General features: G+C 60.4%; 17 protein-coding genes. 11 read left to right on the top strand and 6 right to left on the bottom strand.

The window, feature by feature from the left end:
• Positions 1–149 precede the first annotated feature (149 nt).
• The 6 genes from ACR0D8_RS10230 (at position 150) to ACR0D8_RS10205 (ending at position 6439) form a co-directional block, all read left to right on the top strand.
• On the top strand, positions 150–827 hold the full coding sequence (locus ACR0D8_RS10230; protein WP_480646060.1) for an SURF1 family protein: 678 nt from the start codon (positions 150–152) through the stop codon (positions 825–827).
• On the top strand, positions 824–2212 hold the full coding sequence (gene thrC / locus ACR0D8_RS10225; protein WP_480646058.1) for a threonine synthase: 1389 nt from the start codon (positions 824–826) through the stop codon (positions 2210–2212). Before ACR0D8_RS10230 ends, thrC begins: the two co-directional genes overlap by 4 nt.
• Entirely contained in the window at positions 2209–3471 is a 1263-nt protein-coding gene (locus tag ACR0D8_RS10220) for a M16 family metallopeptidase (RefSeq protein ID WP_475162508.1), read from the top strand. The genes thrC and ACR0D8_RS10220 overlap by 4 nt, the downstream gene beginning before the upstream one ends.
• Complete coding sequence (locus tag ACR0D8_RS10215) at positions 3471–4055, top strand: GNAT family N-acetyltransferase (RefSeq protein WP_475162505.1); 585 nt, start codon at positions 3471–3473, stop codon at positions 4053–4055. The genes ACR0D8_RS10220 and ACR0D8_RS10215 overlap by 1 nt, the downstream gene beginning before the upstream one ends.
• Before the next feature lie 114 nt (positions 4056–4169).
• On the top strand, positions 4170–4988 hold the full coding sequence (locus ACR0D8_RS10210) for an MBL fold metallo-hydrolase (RefSeq protein ID WP_480646056.1): 819 nt from the start codon (positions 4170–4172) through the stop codon (positions 4986–4988).
• A gap of 38 nt (positions 4989–5026) precedes the next feature.
• Positions 5027–6439: an FAD-binding oxidoreductase gene (locus ACR0D8_RS10205; protein ID WP_480646054.1), complete on the top strand. Its 1413-nt coding sequence runs from the start codon at positions 5027–5029 to the stop codon at positions 6437–6439.
• Between the two features lie 37 nt (positions 6440–6476).
• Here ACR0D8_RS10205 and ACR0D8_RS10200 read toward each other — a convergent pair whose 3' ends face one another.
• Both ACR0D8_RS10200 and ACR0D8_RS10195 read right to left on the bottom strand, forming a co-directional pair.
• Positions 6477–6959 (bottom strand): fasciclin domain-containing protein, encoded by a 483-nt coding sequence (locus ACR0D8_RS10200; RefSeq protein WP_475162498.1) that lies wholly within the window; start codon positions 6957–6959, stop codon positions 6477–6479.
• Positions 6960–7127: 168 nt separating this feature from the next.
• Positions 7128–7667 carry an adenine phosphoribosyltransferase gene (locus ACR0D8_RS10195; protein WP_475162496.1) on the bottom strand — a complete coding sequence of 180 codons (540 nt, stop codon included), beginning with the start codon at positions 7665–7667 and terminating at the stop codon, positions 7128–7130.
• Between the two features lie 320 nt (positions 7668–7987).
• Here ACR0D8_RS10195 and ACR0D8_RS10190 point away from each other — a divergent pair, with 320 nt between their 5' ends.
• Positions 7988–8161: a hypothetical protein gene (locus ACR0D8_RS10190; protein ID WP_170384937.1), complete on the top strand. Its 174-nt coding sequence runs from the start codon at positions 7988–7990 to the stop codon at positions 8159–8161.
• Between the two features lie 3 nt (positions 8162–8164).
• On the opposite strand, the gene ACR0D8_RS10185 is transcribed toward ACR0D8_RS10190, so the two are convergent.
• Positions 8165–8794: a LysE family translocator gene (locus ACR0D8_RS10185; RefSeq protein WP_480646052.1), complete on the bottom strand. Its 630-nt coding sequence runs from the start codon at positions 8792–8794 to the stop codon at positions 8165–8167.
• A 241-nt stretch (positions 8795–9035) separates the two neighbouring features.
• On the opposite strand from ACR0D8_RS10185, the gene ACR0D8_RS10180 reads away from it, so the two are divergent.
• Positions 9036–9899 (top strand): alpha/beta hydrolase, encoded by an 864-nt coding sequence (locus tag ACR0D8_RS10180; protein ID WP_480646050.1) that lies wholly within the window; start codon positions 9036–9038, stop codon positions 9897–9899.
• Positions 9900–9904: 5 nt separating this feature from the next.
• Here the strand turns inward: ACR0D8_RS10180 and ACR0D8_RS10175 are convergent, their stop codons facing one another.
• Both ACR0D8_RS10175 and ACR0D8_RS10170 read right to left on the bottom strand, forming a co-directional pair.
• The gene (locus ACR0D8_RS10175; RefSeq protein WP_480646048.1) at positions 9905–10777 is read right to left on the bottom strand and encodes an S-methyl-5'-thioadenosine phosphorylase; all 873 of its coding nucleotides are present in this window, start codon (positions 10775–10777) and stop codon (positions 9905–9907) included.
• A 72-nt stretch (positions 10778–10849) separates the two neighbouring features.
• Positions 10850–11398 (bottom strand): hypothetical protein, encoded by a 549-nt coding sequence (locus ACR0D8_RS10170; RefSeq protein ID WP_480646046.1) that lies wholly within the window; start codon positions 11396–11398, stop codon positions 10850–10852.
• Positions 11399–11575: 177 nt separating this feature from the next.
• On the opposite strand from ACR0D8_RS10170, the gene ACR0D8_RS10165 reads away from it, so the two are divergent.
• A complete protein-coding gene (locus ACR0D8_RS10165) occupies positions 11576–13210 on the top strand; it encodes a SulP family inorganic anion transporter (protein ID WP_480646045.1) in 1635 nt (544 codons plus the stop codon).
• A gap of 136 nt (positions 13211–13346) precedes the next feature.
• Here ACR0D8_RS10165 and ACR0D8_RS10160 read toward each other — a convergent pair whose 3' ends face one another.
• Positions 13347–13952, bottom strand: a complete 606-nt coding sequence (locus ACR0D8_RS10160) for a flavin reductase family protein (RefSeq protein WP_480646043.1) — start codon at positions 13950–13952, stop codon at positions 13347–13349.
• A 71-nt stretch (positions 13953–14023) separates the two neighbouring features.
• Here ACR0D8_RS10160 and ACR0D8_RS10155 point away from each other — a divergent pair, with 71 nt between their 5' ends.
• On the top strand, positions 14024–14518 hold the full coding sequence (locus ACR0D8_RS10155) for a GNAT family N-acetyltransferase (protein ID WP_480646041.1): 495 nt from the start codon (positions 14024–14026) through the stop codon (positions 14516–14518).
• Positions 14519–14571: 53 nt separating this feature from the next.
• A complete protein-coding gene (locus ACR0D8_RS10150; protein WP_480646040.1) occupies positions 14572–15315 on the top strand; it encodes an EcsC family protein in 744 nt (247 codons plus the stop codon).
• The last annotated feature ends 14 nt before the right edge of the window (positions 15316–15329 follow it).

Genomic DNA, 15329 nt, shown 5'->3' with positions numbered 1-15329 from the left:
CAGATGATCCAATTGCAAAAGCCGCCCTTTGGGGCGGCTTTTTCACTATCCGGGGCGCAAGATTGCGCCCGATACAATTGCGTGGTTGCAATTTCAGGCACCCGCCCCTTAACAAGACGCCGGTTCCTGCAACGAGGGTTTTCACCACCATGCGCCGCATTCTCTTCCTGCTGATTTTCGGCTTTGCCGGTCTGGGCGTGCTGGTGTCGCTGGGCGTCTGGCAGATGCAGCGGCTGGCATGGAAAGAGGGTATTCTGGCGGATATCGACGCCCGTATCCAGGCCGACCCGGTTGACCTGCCAAAGAGCCTCTCGGTCGAAACCGACAAATACCTGCCGGTCACTGTGTCGGGCGAGATGGAGCCAGGCGAGATCCACGTTCTGGTCTCGGTCAAGCAAGTTGGGGCAGGGTATCGTATTATTCAGTCGTTCAGCACCGATGACCGGACCATTCTGGTGGACCGGGGCTTTGTGCCGACCACCGCGAAACTGGATGTGCGGCAGACCGGGCCGATGGAGGTGACCGGCAATCTGCACTGGCCGGATGAGATCGACGGCTATACGCCCGAACCGGATATCGACGCCAACATCTGGTTCGCCCGCGACGTGCCCAACCTGGCTGCGGCGCTAGGGGCGGAACCGGTTCTGCTAATCGCCCGCTCGCAAACCGATCCGGGCGTGACACCTTTGCCCGTGGATACGGCGGGTATCCCCAACGATCACCTGCAATACGCAGTCACATGGTTTGGTCTGGCTCTGGTCTGGGCCGCGATGACCGGTTATTTCCTGTGGCGCAACCGCGCCCCTTCTGAGAGTGATGAGCAATGAAATACATCTCGACCCGTGGCCAAGCGCCCGAACTGACCTTTGAGGAGGCGATGCTAACCGGACTGGCCCGAGACGGCGGTCTATACCTGCCCGCCGAGATCCCGGTGATGTCGCGGGAAGAGATCGCGGCGCTGGCTGGTCTGTCCTATGAGGAAATCGCGTTCCGCGTGATGTGGCCTTATGTCAGTGGCTCCTTTGCCGAAGACGAGTTCAAGGACATCATCGCCCGAGCTTACGACGGGTTCGGCCACGATGCCCGCGCGCCATTGAAACAGTTGAACGAGAACCACTTCCTGTTGGAGCTGTTCCACGGGCCGACGCTGGCCTTCAAGGACTTTGCCATGCAGCTGATCGGCCAGTTGTTTCAGGTGGCGCTGAAACGGCGCGGGGATCGCGTAACCATCGTGGGCGCGACGAGCGGTGATACCGGCTCGGCAGCCATTGAGGCGTTCCGGGGGCTAGACGCGGTCGACGTGTTCATCCTGTTCCCGCATGGACGTGTGTCCGAAGTACAGCGTCGTCAGATGACGACACCCGCCGACAGCAACGTGCACGCGTTGGCCGTCGATGGCGACTTTGACGATTGTCAGGCCGCACTGAAGGACATGTTCAACGATTTCGACTTCCGGGATGGCGTGAAACTGGCTGGCGTGAACTCGATCAACTTTGCCCGCGTTCTGGCGCAGATCGTTTATTACTTCTCGGCGGCTGTCAGCCTCGGTGCGCCGCATCGCAAGATCAGTTTTACAGTGCCCACGGGCAACTTTGGCGACATTTTCGCGGGCTATCTGGCCAAGCGCATGGGGCTGCCCATCGACCGTCTGGTCGTGGCGACCAACCAGAACGACATCCTGCATCGCTGCCTGTCGGGCGAGGGGTATTTCAAGGGCGACACCATCCCGTCGATCAGCCCGTCGATGGATATTCAGGTCAGCTCGAACTTTGAGCGGGCGCTGTTTTATGCTTATGGCGAGGATGGCGGTGCGGTCGCGCAATTGATGGATGAACTGAAGACCGGCGGCTTTAACGTCAGCCAGGGCGCAATGGAAGCGCTGCGCGAGAGTTTTGACTCGGGCCGCGTGTCCGAAAAGGAAACTCTGGCAACGATCAAACATACGCTGGCCCACAGCGCCGAACTGGTCTGCCCGCACACAGCGGTCGGCATCAAGGTTGCCGAAGAGCATCGCGCCGCTGACGTGCCGATGATCACGTTGGCCACCGCGCATCCCGCGAAATTCCCGGCCGCGGTCGAGAAGGCGAGCGATGTACATCCGCCTCTTCCATCCCGCATGTCTGATCTGTATGAACGTTCGGAACGGGTGACCCGCATTGCCAATGATCTGGGCGCCCTTGAGGATCATATCAAAAGGCACATCGCTGAGTGACTGTCAGACAAGACCAACTGAAGAACGGATTTCGGATCGTCAGTGAACATATGCCGGGGCTGCAATCTGCGGCCATCGGCATCTGGGTGACCGCCGGTGGGCGGCATGAACGGATCGAACAGAACGGCATCGCGCATTTCCTTGAGCATATGGCGTTCAAGGGAACCGAACGGCGTTCTGCGCTGCAAATCGCTGAGGCGATCGAGGATGTGGGCGGCTATATCAACGCCTATACTTCGCGAGAGGTGACCGCCTATTACGCGCGTGTGCTGAAAGACGATGTGGCGCTGGCGATGGATGTGATCGGCGACATCGTTCTGAACCCGGTTTTTGATCCGCGCGAGATCGAGGTTGAACGCGGCGTCATCCTGCAGGAAATCGGTCAGGCCTATGACACGCCCGACGACGTGATCTTTGATTGGTTGCAGGAGCAGAGCTATCACGATCAGCCTCTGGGCCGCACCATATTGGGCCCGACCGAGCGGGTCAGTGCGTTTTCGCGCGAGGATTTGTCAGGCTTTGTGGCTGAACACTACGGCCCCGAGCAGATGATCCTGTCTGCCGCTGGGGCTGTGGATCATGATGCGCTGATGAAAATGGCCGAAGAGATGTTTGGCCATTTGCAGCCGCGCAAAGGTCTGATTGCCGATCCCGCCCGCTTTACCGGCGGCGAGGCCCGGCAGATCAAGGAACTGGAGCAGGCACATTTCGCGCTGGCGCTGGAAAGTCCCGGTTATCGCGACGATGCGATCTACACTGCACAGATCTATTCGACCGCTCTGGGCGGCGGCATGTCATCACGCTTGTTTCAGGAAGTGCGCGAAACGCGCGGGCTCTGCTATACGATATTTGCCCAGACCGGTGCCTATGCGGATACCGGCACGACCACGATCTATGCCGGAACCTCGGCCGATCAGGTCGGCGAGTTGGCGACGATCACCGTGGATGAGATGAAACGTGCCGCCGAGGACATGAGTCCCGAAGAGGTGGCCCGCGCCCGCGCCCAGATGAAGGCCGGAATGCTGATGGGGCTGGAAAGCCCGTCGAACCGGGCCGAACGTCTTGCGCGGCTGGTCCAGATCTGGGGCAAGGTGCCCTCGCTTGAGGACACGGTCGCCCGGATCGATGCGGTCAGCACGGCGGATGTTCGCGCCTTCGCCGAGAAGATGGCGGTGCAAGCCCCGGCGGCGCTGGCCTTGTATGGTCCGGTGTCGGACGCGCCCACGCTGGCCGAAATGCAGGAGAGGCGCGCGGCGTGATGCTGTTGGGCAGACGCAAGCTGAAACTCGAAACCGAGCGGCTGAGCCTGCGCCCGCCCGTCCATTCCGATTTCAATGACTGGGCGGCGCTGCGGCGGGCCTCGCGGGAATACCTGACCCCGTGGGAGCCGGTCTGGGCCAAGGATCACCTCAGCCGGAAGTCCTTTACCAACCGGGTTTACTGGGCGCAGCGCTCCGTGGCGGGCGGAACCGCGATCCCGCTGTTTCTGTTTCGCCGCTCGGACGACGTGCTGGTCGGCGCGATCACGCTGGACAATGTCCGTCGTGGCCCGGCACAGGCCGGAACCCTGGGATATTGGACCGGGCAGGCCTTTGCGCGAAACGGATACATGCGCGAAGCTATCGGCGCCGTTGTCCATCACGCCTTTACCCGCCTGGACCTGAGCCGGATAGAGGCCGCGTGTCTGCCGGAAAACACCGCCTCGCGCGGATTGCTGGAAAGCTCTGGCTTCAAATACGAAGGCGTGGCGCAATCGTATCTGCAGATCAACGGGCGCTGGCGGACGCATGTGCTGTATGCCAGCCTTCGGTCGGACCGGCGCGGAAAGACGGACGCCGGGTAGGCAGCAGGCTCGACCGACGTCTTTGGTCTTCTGAACCTGTGGCTGTCCTTGCGAAGTCGTTTGTCGGTTGAACAAGGGGCATGACTTGTCTGCCTGTTGCGCTACACTCTACGCATGCGCTGGATTTTGGCGGCATTGATGGTGATTTCGGGCGGGGCGGCGGCGCAGGAGCGGCGGCCAAGCCACTGTATTGCCATTGCAGATGCGGCACCGGGGATCGAATTCCTGCACAAAGCGGCCTGGACGGACCCCGTCCCCGAGTTTTCGGTGCGCATCAGCTATATCGCCCATGCTTCCTTTCTGATCCAGACGCGTGGCGGGTTGAACGCCGTGACCGATTTCACCGGCTTTATCGGCAGTGCGGATCTGATCCCCGATGTTGTCACCATGAACCACGCGCACAGCACCCATTGGACCGCGCATCCTGATCCGGCAATTCCGCATGTGCTGCCTGGGTGGGGCGACTTCGGGCAGGGGATCGAGCATCATCTGGATCTCGGCGAGATGCTGGTGCGCAATGTCTCGACCGACATCCGCTCGGCCTATGGCGGGGTCGAAGAACGCGGCAATTCGATCTTTGTTTTCGAGATCGAGGGGCTGTGTATCGGTCATCTGGGACATCTGCACCACGTGCCGTCGGATGAGCAGTTTGCAGCGTTGGGTCGGCTGGATGTGGTCATGGCAGCGGTGGATGGGGGAACGACCATGCCCCTGCCGGACATGATTTCGGTGCTGAAGCGGCTGAAAAGTTCAGTCATCATCCCGATGCACTGGTTTTCAGGCTTTTCACTGGATCGGTTTCTGGTCGATATCCGGAACGATTTTCCGGTAGAGCGGGAAGGCGTTTCGGAAATCACCGTGTCGCTGCGTACACTGCCTGACCGGCCCACCGTTGTCGTGCTGGAGCCGCGCTATCTGATAGAGCTGGAATAGGGCTTGTCGCAGCGCCCCGCCTTGGGCAAGGAATGGGTATGAAACTGAACCCTGCCGACAAAACCCTTGCCGCATCCATCCGCGCAGAACTTGGCGGCGACATTCTGCGCCCGGTCGCCGAACGCTATCTGGAAGAGCCGCGCCGCAGGTTCGCGGGCCACGTCGGGCTCTTGGCATTGCCGCGCAGCGTCGAGGATGTATCGACCCTTGTGCGTTTGGCCGCAGAAGCTCTGGTCCCCGTGCTGCCATATAGCGGCGGTACCGGTCTGGTGGGCGGGCAGGTTATGACCGACGATCCGGCACCCTTGCTGATTTCGCTGGAGCGGATGACGGCCATTCGGGCGGTTTATCCCGCCGAAAACATCCTGATCGCCGAGGCGGGCGCCATTTTGGCCGATGTTCAGGCCGCCGCCGAAGGGGCCAACCGGTTGTTTCCCCTGTCCCTGGCCGCGCAGGGGTCCTGCCGGATCGGCGGGAACCTTGCGACCAATGCGGGCGGGGTCAACGTGCTGCGCTATGGAAACGCCCGGGATCTGTGCCTGGGACTTGAGGCGGTGTTGCCAAACGGTGAAATCTGGCACGGGCTCAGCCGATTGCGGAAAGATAATACCGGCTATGACCTGCGCAATCTGCTGGTCGGGGCCGAAGGGACTTTGGGCATTATCACAGCGGCTTCGCTCAAGCTGTTTCCACGCCCTGCTTCCGTCGGAACCGCGATGATTCAGGTTGCATCACCCGAAGCGGCGGTTGATCTGCTGGCCCTGGCACGGGATCGGGTGGGCGAGGGCGTCAGCACCTTTGAACTGATCCACCGTCAGGGTCTGCAATTCCTGTCCGAGGTTCTGCCGGATGTCCGGCAACCCTTTGATGCGCAACCAGACTGGTGCGTTCTGATTGAACTTGGGCTGTCAGCCGGGCAGTCTGCGTCAGATGCGCTGGAGGAACTATACGTTTTGGCCGACGCGCGCCAACTGGTTGACGATGCTGTCATTGCCCAAAGCGAAGCGCAGCGATCCGAGCTATGGGCGGTGCGTGAGCGTATCCCCGAGGCCAACCGCCTGATCGGATCGGTTTCGAGCCATGACATTTCCGTACCAATCTCGCGCATTCCCGAGTTCATTCGGCGCGGGGCTGAGGTGGTGGCAAGTTTGGGGCCGTTCCGCATCAATTGCTTTGGGCATCTGGGCGACGGAAACCTGCATTACAACGTGTTCCCGCCGCAAGGCCGATACCGGTCCGAGTTTGATGGGCAAAGGCAAACGGTTAAACGAGCGGTTCATGATCTGGTGGCCGAGTTCGATGGTTCGGTCAGCGCGGAACACGGGGTCGGCCGTCTGAAAACTGATGATCTGGAACGCTATGGCGATCCGGCCAAGTTGCAGGCGATGCGGGCGATCAAGGCCGCGCTTGATCCAAAGGGGATCATGAACCCCGGTGCCGTTCTCAAGTAGCAGGCACCCTGTGAAATCACGGGATGCCTTGTTTGGGTTATGAGCCGGGCATGATCACCTTGTCGATGACGTGGATGACGCCGTTTGTGGTCTCGATATCAGCCTGAACGACGTTGGCGTCATTGACCATCACACCGTTATCCAGATCAATCGTGACATCGCCGCCCTGCACGGTTGCCGCGGTCATGTCGTCCGACAGGTCACCTGACATCACTTTGCCCGGAACGACGTGGTAGGTCAGGATCGCCACCAGTTGATCCTTGTTTTCCGGTTTAAGAAGCGTGTCGACCGTGCCCTCGGGCAGCGCTGCGAAAGCCTCGTCCGTAGGGGCGAAAACGGTGAAAGGACCTTCTCCCTTCAGGGTGTCAACCAGTTCGGCGGCCTGAACGGCTGCGACAAGCGTGTTGAAGCTGCCGGCGCCGACCGCGGTGTCCACGATGTCCTTGGCGTGGCCGTCTGCGAATGCGGTCGTGCTGAGCAATAGGGTTGCGGACCCTGCGAATGCGAGTTTGCGAAACATTGCGATAATTCCCTTGCTGGAATGCCTTGGTGGCATCAACAGGGGTACGCGCGGTCAGGGCGGCAAGATCACTGGACATGTCGATATGTGCCACTTGACCCGACTTTGTCCCGCGCTAAGCCCGCGTGGTCCGGAACGTCCACTCACGTTTTTGTGAAGCCGGGGGTTTCAGAGACCTTCGAATTCGCACAGGACATGAACGTCCATGCCCATGTCTTCCAGCACCTTGCGCCCACCCAGTTCGGGCAGGTCGATGATAAACGAACATGACACGATTTCGCCGCCCAGCCGCTCGATCAGCTTGATCCCGGCAGCGGCGGTGCCGCCTGTGGCCAACAGGTCGTCGACCACAAGGATTTTCTCGCCCGGAAGGATGGCGTCATCATGAATTTCGACAATCGCCTCACCGTATTCCAGTTTGTAATCCTGGCTGATCGTTGTGCCGGGCAGCTTGCCCTTCTTGCGGATCGGAACGAAACCAACGCTCAACTGATGCGCAATGGCACCGCCCAGAATAAAGCCGCGCGCCTCAAGGCCGACGACCTTGTCGATGCGTTCACCGGCATAGGGGTGCAGCATCTGATCGATCGCTATGCGGAAACCGCGCGGGTCGGCGAACAGGGTGGTAACGTCCCGGAACATGATCCCCTCATGCGGGAAATCAACGATCGTGCGAATGTAATCTTTGACGGTTTTGTTTCTGGACATGGCCAACCCCTTTTGGCGTCAAAACACGCGGGCGTGTTTGGCCCATCAGGTGCAGTCATGCAAGGAAAGATTGGTGCGGCTTATTTGCGGCGCCCCGGAATTGCGTTCGGCAGTCCGTAATAGCGATACAGCGGGGCAGGCAGCCACGACAGGTGCGGTTTGCGCCAATTGCGCTGATCTCGCAAAAGAAATGCCTGAGCAGCATGAAGGTTCATTGCCATATTCCTTTTTTATTGTTAGTTGCTCGATAACTACAATTTCTATGCGTTGTATATACATTGCATCGCTGAAAGAATCAAGAGTTCGACGGGGAAAAGAACGTGGCAAAGAAAGACGGAAAAGGTTCTACCAAGAAAAACAGTCAGTTGGTCTTGCGTCTGGACAAGGATGAGCGCGACGCCTTTGTCGAACTTTGCAAGGAACTTGATACCTCAGCCGCAAGGGAAATCCGACGGTTCATCCGTGGTTTCATGAAAGAACACGCTGAGGATTGATCCTCAGGCCGGGCGGCGGAGGACGGCGGTCGCAACCCCCATTCCGATCAGAGTCAGCCCTCCAAACCGGGTCATCGCGGTGATGACACCGGCACGTCCGATCATCCGGCGCAGCCTGTCGGCCAGCAGCGCATAGGCCAGCGCGTTCAGCCAGGCGAGGCCGACGAAGGTAGCGATCAGGATGGCGAATTGCGGGCCCAAAGGGTCAGCCGGGCGCAGAAACTGCGGCACGAAGGCAATGAAGAACGCGATGGATTTCGGGTTCAGCGCAGTGACGGCGGCGGCATGGCCAAAGACACTGTGGGCGGTGACGTCGCGGCCGGTTTCCACTGTATGCAATCCGCCCGAGGGCGTACTGCGCAGCAATTTGAGGCCCAGCCAAACCAGATAGGCCGCGCCCACCCATTTCAACACGGAAAACAGCGTCGCCGAGGCCAGTACCAGCGCGCCCAAGCCCAGTAGCGATGCGGTCATGGCAACCAGATCCCCCACCGCGACCCCGGAGGCCGAGGCCACGGCAACGCTGCGCCCTTTGGACAGGGCATAGCTGAGCACCAGCAGTACAGTCGGGCCGGGGATCAGCAGCAAGGCGGTTGATGCAGCCACAAAGGCCAGCCAAAGGTCGATGGACATGGGGGTTCCTGTGTTTGTTTGCTCACCAAGCCCCGTCGCGGTGGCAACGTCAAGCCCTTCACGGATTGCTCAGGTTTTTTTACGTGAACTCAAGGAGAGGATCAGGGTGCGTGTCTAGATGAACCGCCTTAAAAAAGTCCGGGCCGTGTAGGTTAAAGATTGAATTAAGGCTTGTGCATCTTCCTTGAAACACGCACCCGGTTTCCCAAACTAAGAGGCACCAGGGGATCGGAGGCAAAAAATGACGCAGCTACATCCAGATCACATCGGAACATTTTCGAAACCCGCCCGGTCGAGAGCCTGGCCGGTAAGGCGTGCGTTGATCCTCTTGGTCCTGATCGGGGTTGCGCTATACGCCGGGATACTTGGGTATATGTACGCAAACCAGAGCGCACTGCTGTACAAACCGTCCGGGGAGTTGCCCGATCCCAAGGCAGTTGGGTTGGCCGATGTGGATGTGATCTCGGTTCCCATGTCCGACGGCGTAGTGTTGACCGCATGGTCCGCTCCGCCAGCCATCGAGGACGCGCCGACGGTTTTGTTCTTTCATGGTCAAAGCGGCAATCTGGGCGACCGGGCCGATCGTATGCGTGAAGTCCTCAACAGTGGTTTTGGCCTTTTTGCGCCCAGCTATCGCGGTTTCCCGGGCAGCGAGGGCGAGCCCTCGGAATTGGCGCTGATCTCGGATGGGGTGCAGTTGTTTGACCGGTTGGAAGCTGAAGGCGCGGAAATTGTCCTGCACGGCCAGAGCCTGGGGACGGGTGTTGCGGCTGCGGTGGCCGAAGAGCGGCCCAACGCGCAATTGCTGGTGCTTGAGGCGCCATTTACCGCCACCGTGGATGTGGCAGCCGAGCGCTATCCGTTCCTGCCGGTCTCGGCCCTGATGAAGGATCAGTTCGCCACCCGTGACTTGATCGATAGCATCACCGTGCCGACCCTGATTTTCCACGGGACCGAGGACGAAACCATCCCGCTGCATCACGGTAAGGCGCTGGCTGAGATGTCAGGGGACACAGCGCAGTTGCATGTTATCCCCGGCGGAACCCATAACGACCTCTGGTCGCATGGGCTTTGGGCCGAGGTGCAAGGCGCGCTTGGGCAATAGCCGGATCAGAGAATCCGACCGGCAACTGCATCCAATTTGGCCAGCAACGCGGGGTCGCGTTTTTCCGGCGCAGTCAGGATGGCGTATTCCAGCGCGCGGTCGCAGCCATGCGGGCAGGGTGCGCGCTCGGCTCCCAACAGATCGGGCAGGCCTTTAACCAGAGCCCGGCCTTTATCGGCATTGCCGGTCAGGGTGGCAATTATGGCGGCCACGTCGACCTCTCCGTGGTCTGGATGCCAGCTGTCGTAATCGGTGACCATGGCGATCGAGGCATAACAAAGCTCAGCTTCGCGGGCGAGTTTCGCCTCGGGCATGTTGGTCATGCCGATCACGTCGCATCCCCATTGTTCGCGGTACATCTTGGACTCGGCCAAGGATGAGAACTGCGGTCCTTCCATAGCCAGATAGGTTCCGCCCCGGTGAATGGTGATACCTGCCGCCTTGCCTGCGGTTTCACAGGCGTCCGACAGACGTGGGCAGGTTGGATGGGCGACGCTGACATGGGCAACGCAACCGGTGCCGAAAAAGCTCTTTTCGCGGGCAAACGTCCTATCGATGAACTGATCGACGATCACGAAATCCCCCGGTGCCATATGCTCGCGGAATGACCCGCAGGCAGATACCGAGATCACATCCGTTACCCCCAGCCGTTTCAGCGCGTCGATGTTGGCCCGATAGGGCACTTCGGTCGGCGAGTGGACGTGACCGCGCCCATGTCGCGGCAGGAACGCCATGGCCACACCGTTCAGCGACCCGGTCAATATCTGATCCGAGGCGTCGCCCCAGGGTGTTTCAACCGTGACCCATTCCGCATTTTCCAGCCCGTCAATGTCATAAATGCCTGATCCGCCGATGACGGCAATCCTGGTCTGGGTCACTGGGTCTCTCCAATTATGTTGTCCGTTCCGTGTTTTCTGCGGCGCGCTGCAAGATTTGACAAGAGGCAATACCTATTGCGGCGGCGGCAGCAGACCCCGTGCCCTTGATTGTTCCTGAAAGTTGGCAAGCGCGGCATCGAACTGCTGCAGAGGCCAGATCAGGTCCTGCGATTGGCCGTGGCGGTCCCGAAAGACGAAACGATAGGCTTCACCGGCCTGCATCGCCGTAAGAATTTCCTGTGCGCCCGGCCCATCAAATGTGCAGCTTAACCCGGTCAGGCAACCCGGGTGTCGGGTGCGCCACAAAACGCCGTCGTTGCCATCAATGCGAAACCCTGACGGCCAAAACAGGGTGCCCGGTTCGATACCGAATTCGATCTGATAGCCGTCGGGCGCCGGCGTGATGAAGATATATTGCGCGCCAAATTTCGGCCGGTACGAAAAAACTTCGGCCCGACGGATATAGCACCTTTGACGCAGAGATCCGTTCTCCTCGCGCTCGTCGCAGATCGAGTTCCAGATATCGAACGCCTCGTAATGGGTCACGCGCCAGTTCCCGGCGGTGTCATTTCCCTGCAAATCCTGCGCGAGTGCCGGGATCGGGACGAGAAGAAGGAACAAGAAACATCGCATGGCGCAAAGGTGCTTATCGCGGCCCGGGTCTTCAATTCACGAATCTGCGAGGCCGCAGCCATGCGGTAATTGCATATCAGCCTCCCGCCTACTGCGGTGGCTCCGACTCGGGATGACAGGTAGAAAACCCCTTTCGCGCGAACACACCAATCCACAGGACGCCCCATGCCCCGAGCTATGCTGGCAAGCTTTGCCAATCGTATCGTCAAACCCGATCTCCGCTGGGTGCCGGATGAGGGGCTAACCGCCTCGCGCTTGCGGATCGAACTGTTGTCCGGTCTGACCGTTGCGCTGGCTCTGGTGCCCGAGGCGGTGGCGTTTGCCTTCGTCGCCGGGGTTCATCCGCTGGTGGGTTTGTACGCCGCTTTCATGGTGGGGCTGATCACAGCGCTGATCGGCGGCCGCCCGGGCATGATCTCAGGCGCGACCGGTGCGCTGGCGGTGGTCATGGTCGCACTGGTGGCCCAACATGGGGTGGAATACCTGTTCGCCACGGTGGTGCTGATGGGCATCCTTCAGGTGATCGCGGGAGCGATGCACTGGGGGCGCTTTATCCGGCTGGTGCCGCATCCGGTGATGCTGGGCTTTGTGAACGGTCTGGCGATTGTGATTTTTCTGGCGCAGCTGGGCCAGTTCAAGGTGCCCGGCACCATGGAAAACACCGGCCATGGCGTGGGCGGGGGCGAATGGCTCTCGGGGATGCAGCTTTATACCATGCTGGGTCTGGTGGCGCTGACCATGGCGGTGATCTGGGTCATGCCGCGGATCACGCGCATCATCCCGGCGCCGCTGGCCGGGATCGTCGTCGTGGCTGCCCTTGTCATCGGCTTTGGCCTGGATGTGCCGCGCGTCGGCGATCTGGCTTCGATCGAAGGCGGGTTACCGCCGTTCCACATCCCGATGGTGCCACTGAATTGGGAAACCTTCGAGATCATTTTGCCTTACGCCGTCATTCTGGCCGCCATCGGCCTGATCGAATCCTTGCTGACCCTGAACCTTGTTGGCGAAATCACCGGCAAACGCGGCGGTGCCTCGCAGGAATGCATCGCGCAGGGCGTTGCCAACGTGGCCACAGGGTTCTTTGGCGGCATGGGCGGTTGTGCGATGATCGGACAGTCGATGATCAACGTGAAATCCGGCGGTCGCACCCGCATCGCCGGTATCGCGGCGGCGCTGTTCCTGCTGATCTTCATCCTGTTTGCCTCACCCCTGATCGAACGGATCCCGCTGGCCGCTCTGGTCGGTGTGATGTTCATGGTGGTGATCGGCACCTTTGCCTGGAACTCGTTCAAGATCATGCGCAAGGTGCCGCTGATGGATGCCTTCGTGATCGTGCTGGTGACCGTCGTGACCGTGATGGAGGACCTAGCGGTCGCCGTGGTTGTCGGCGTCATCGTCTCGGCGCTGGCCTATGCCTGGAACAATGCCAAGCGCATTCATGCAATTACCCGTGATTCAGTAACCGAAAAAGGCGCGAAGGTTTACGAAATCCAGGGCCCTTTGTTCTTTGGCTCGTCTGAAGGATTTGTCGAACTGTTCGACGTACCGAATGACCCGGATACCGTCATCGTCGACTTTGCCGAAAGCCGTGTCGTGGACCAGTCTGCCTTGCAGGCCATCGAAAACGTGGCCGCCAAATACGAAGTTGCGGGCAAACGCGTTATGCTGCGCCACCTCAGCCGGGATTGCCACAAGCTGCTCAACAAGGCAGGCCACCTGATGGTCGACAGCGATGACGATCCGGATTACGAACTGGCAGTGGACTATTCGGTTCGCACCGGCATTCTGGGTGGCCACTGAGGGTTGCGAGGCTCTGCCTCGCGCTCTGGAACATTTCCGGCCGGATGAACTCAGGACCCGCTGCTTCATCTGGCCAAAAATACCTCGGGGGAGTCGCCCGCAGGGCGGCGGGGGCTGGCCCCCTATCGCCCCGGGGTCAATCGTCTGGACGGTTGAGTGAAAAAAGCTCGGTGACCACCGAATAATCCCGATATCCCAGCCTTGCCAAGGGTTTGAACGAAGTTACGTCAAACTTGCCGTCGCGAATATGGTCATCCTGCAGATGCACCCCGGTCACTTCGCCGAATACGACGCGATTGGCATCGCCCGGCAGGGTGACGATCTGCGTGAGTTTGCATTCCAGGGCGGCCGGGGCGCCCAGTACACGGGCGCAGTTGATCGTCTCGCACTCAACAGGTCTAAGTCCGGCATGGGCGTACTCGTCGACATGTTTCCCCAAACCCGCAGAGCTGGCGTTCATCGCGTCCCGATGGGCATGCGCCACGACATTGACGCAGAACGCGCCTGTCACCTCAATATTGGCGATGCTGTCCTTGCCGCCGTCCTGATCGTGTTTCGATCCGGTGGATGCGAACATGACCTGTGGCGGCGTGTACGCGACCCCGTTGAAAAAGGAATAGGGGGCCAGATTGTTGTGCCCGTCTGCGTCCCGGGTTGAAATCCAGCCGATCGGGCGCGGTGTGATGATGGCGTTGAACGGGTTGTGCGGCAGGCCGTGGCCATCTTCGGGGCGATAGAACATATGGACTCCAAGCGTTTGCCCAAGGCCTAGCGAAGTGCTAGGGCGAATTCCAGCAATGAAATGAGGGTAGGGTGCAGCAGTTCGGGATCAGACCGGAAGAGCCGGACGATTGGTGGGAGGTCGAGGCCCTCTATGACCTGTGCTTTGCGCCCGGGCGCGAGGCGCTGTCATCATACCGTTTGCGCGACGATATCCCCCCGGTTTCCGGCCTGTCGCTGGTGGCGCGTGATGGCCAGGGCATTCTGGCGGGCGCAATCCGGTTCTGGCCGGTCCATATTGGTGATCACGACGCGCTGTTGCTGGGTCCGGTGGCCGTGCACCCGACCCATCAGGGCGAGGGGCTGGGCGGTTATCTGATCCACGCAGGGATCGGGGCGGGCCGTGAAAAAGGCTGGGACAGGGTCATGCTGGTCGGTGATGCGCCTTATTATTCCAGATTTGGATTTGCCCGTCTGAGCGGGGTGGAAATGCCGCCCCCAACGAACCCGGACCGCGTGCTGGGGTTGGAACTGACCCCCGGAGTTTGGGCCGGTGTCCGCGGGGCGGTGACGCGCTGGTCGCGCTGACCTATTGAATCGGCCGCCTGAAATCCCAATGTTTTACGGGCAGGAGGGTGTGCATGCAGGACGTGGTCCTTGTCGAAAAACTGGATGCCGAGGCCGAACTGGACCGGCTGGCAGAGCACTACCGGTCCGCTGGCGGGCCGGGTGTCAGGTTGTTGAACAGCCTGGGCGGATCGGCTGAATCGCTGTTGGAACAGTTGCCAGAACCTGTGCGGCTGGGCCTGACCGGTGCAACGGAACATGCCCTGTGGTTTGCAATGCACGCGGCCGAAGGGTCCCGGCGTGCCGTTCCCGACCAGCAGCCCTGGGTCAACACTGCGCTGACCACTGCCATGGGCGCAGCAGGGGGGATGGGCGGCCTGACCACTGCTTTGATGGAATTGCCCGCGACCACGGCCATGTTGTTGCGCGCCATCCAGGGTGCTGCGGCCCGTGAAGGGTTCGATCCGTCCGAAGAAGGCGTGAAATTCGATTGCGTTCAGGTTTTGTCGGCTGCGGGGCCGCTATCGAATGATGACGGCGCTGATCTCGGGTTCTTTTCAGTACGCCTGACACTGACCGGCCCGGCCATGCAGCGCCTGATTGCGGCGGTGGCGCCACGATTGTCGGTTGTGCTGGGGCAAAAGCTGGCCGCTCAGTCCGTTCCCGTGCTGGGTGCCCTTGCCGGCGGTGGCACGAATTATGTCTACACCCGGTATTATCAGCAGATTGCCCGCGTCCATTTTGGCCTGCGACGTCTGGCGATCGACGCTGATATTCCCCATGACGAACTTGTGCGCAAACTTGCAACACGCATGTAACGCCTGTTCCAAGG

It is taken from the genome of Ruegeria sp. BG10, assembly GCF_056538575.1.
Note: the sequence above shows the minus strand (reverse complement) of the source record. Positions and strands in the feature narration are given on the sequence as shown.

Excerpts from the sequence above, each read along its gene's own strand:
- ACR0D8_RS10200 (WP_475162498.1), bottom strand. The coding sequence starts at position 6,959 with ATGTTTCGCAAACTCGCATTCGCAGGGTCCGCAACCCTATTGCTCAGC.
- ACR0D8_RS10205 (WP_480646054.1), top strand. The coding sequence starts at position 5,027 with ATGAAACTGAACCCTGCCGACAAAACCCTTGCCGCATCCATCCGCGCA.
- ACR0D8_RS10160 (WP_480646043.1), bottom strand. The coding sequence starts at position 13,952 with ATGTTCTATCGCCCCGAAGATGGCCACGGCCTGCCGCACAACCCGTTC.
- ACR0D8_RS10210 (WP_480646056.1), top strand. The coding sequence starts at position 4,170 with ATGCGCTGGATTTTGGCGGCATTGATGGTGATTTCGGGCGGGGCGGCG.
- ACR0D8_RS10150 (WP_480646040.1), top strand. The coding sequence starts at position 14,572 with ATGCAGGACGTGGTCCTTGTCGAAAAACTGGATGCCGAGGCCGAACTG.
- ACR0D8_RS10185 (WP_480646052.1), bottom strand. The coding sequence starts at position 8,794 with ATGTCCATCGACCTTTGGCTGGCCTTTGTGGCTGCATCAACCGCCTTG.
- ACR0D8_RS10195 (WP_475162496.1), bottom strand. The coding sequence starts at position 7,667 with ATGTCCAGAAACAAAACCGTCAAAGATTACATTCGCACGATCGTTGAT.
- ACR0D8_RS10180 (WP_480646050.1), top strand. The coding sequence starts at position 9,036 with ATGACGCAGCTACATCCAGATCACATCGGAACATTTTCGAAACCCGCC.
- ACR0D8_RS10215 (WP_475162505.1), top strand. The coding sequence starts at position 3,471 with ATGCTGTTGGGCAGACGCAAGCTGAAACTCGAAACCGAGCGGCTGAGC.
- thrC (WP_480646058.1), top strand. The coding sequence starts at position 824 with ATGAAATACATCTCGACCCGTGGCCAAGCGCCCGAACTGACCTTTGAG.
- ACR0D8_RS10230 (WP_480646060.1), top strand. The coding sequence starts at position 150 with ATGCGCCGCATTCTCTTCCTGCTGATTTTCGGCTTTGCCGGTCTGGGC.
- ACR0D8_RS10165 (WP_480646045.1), top strand. The coding sequence starts at position 11,576 with ATGCCCCGAGCTATGCTGGCAAGCTTTGCCAATCGTATCGTCAAACCC.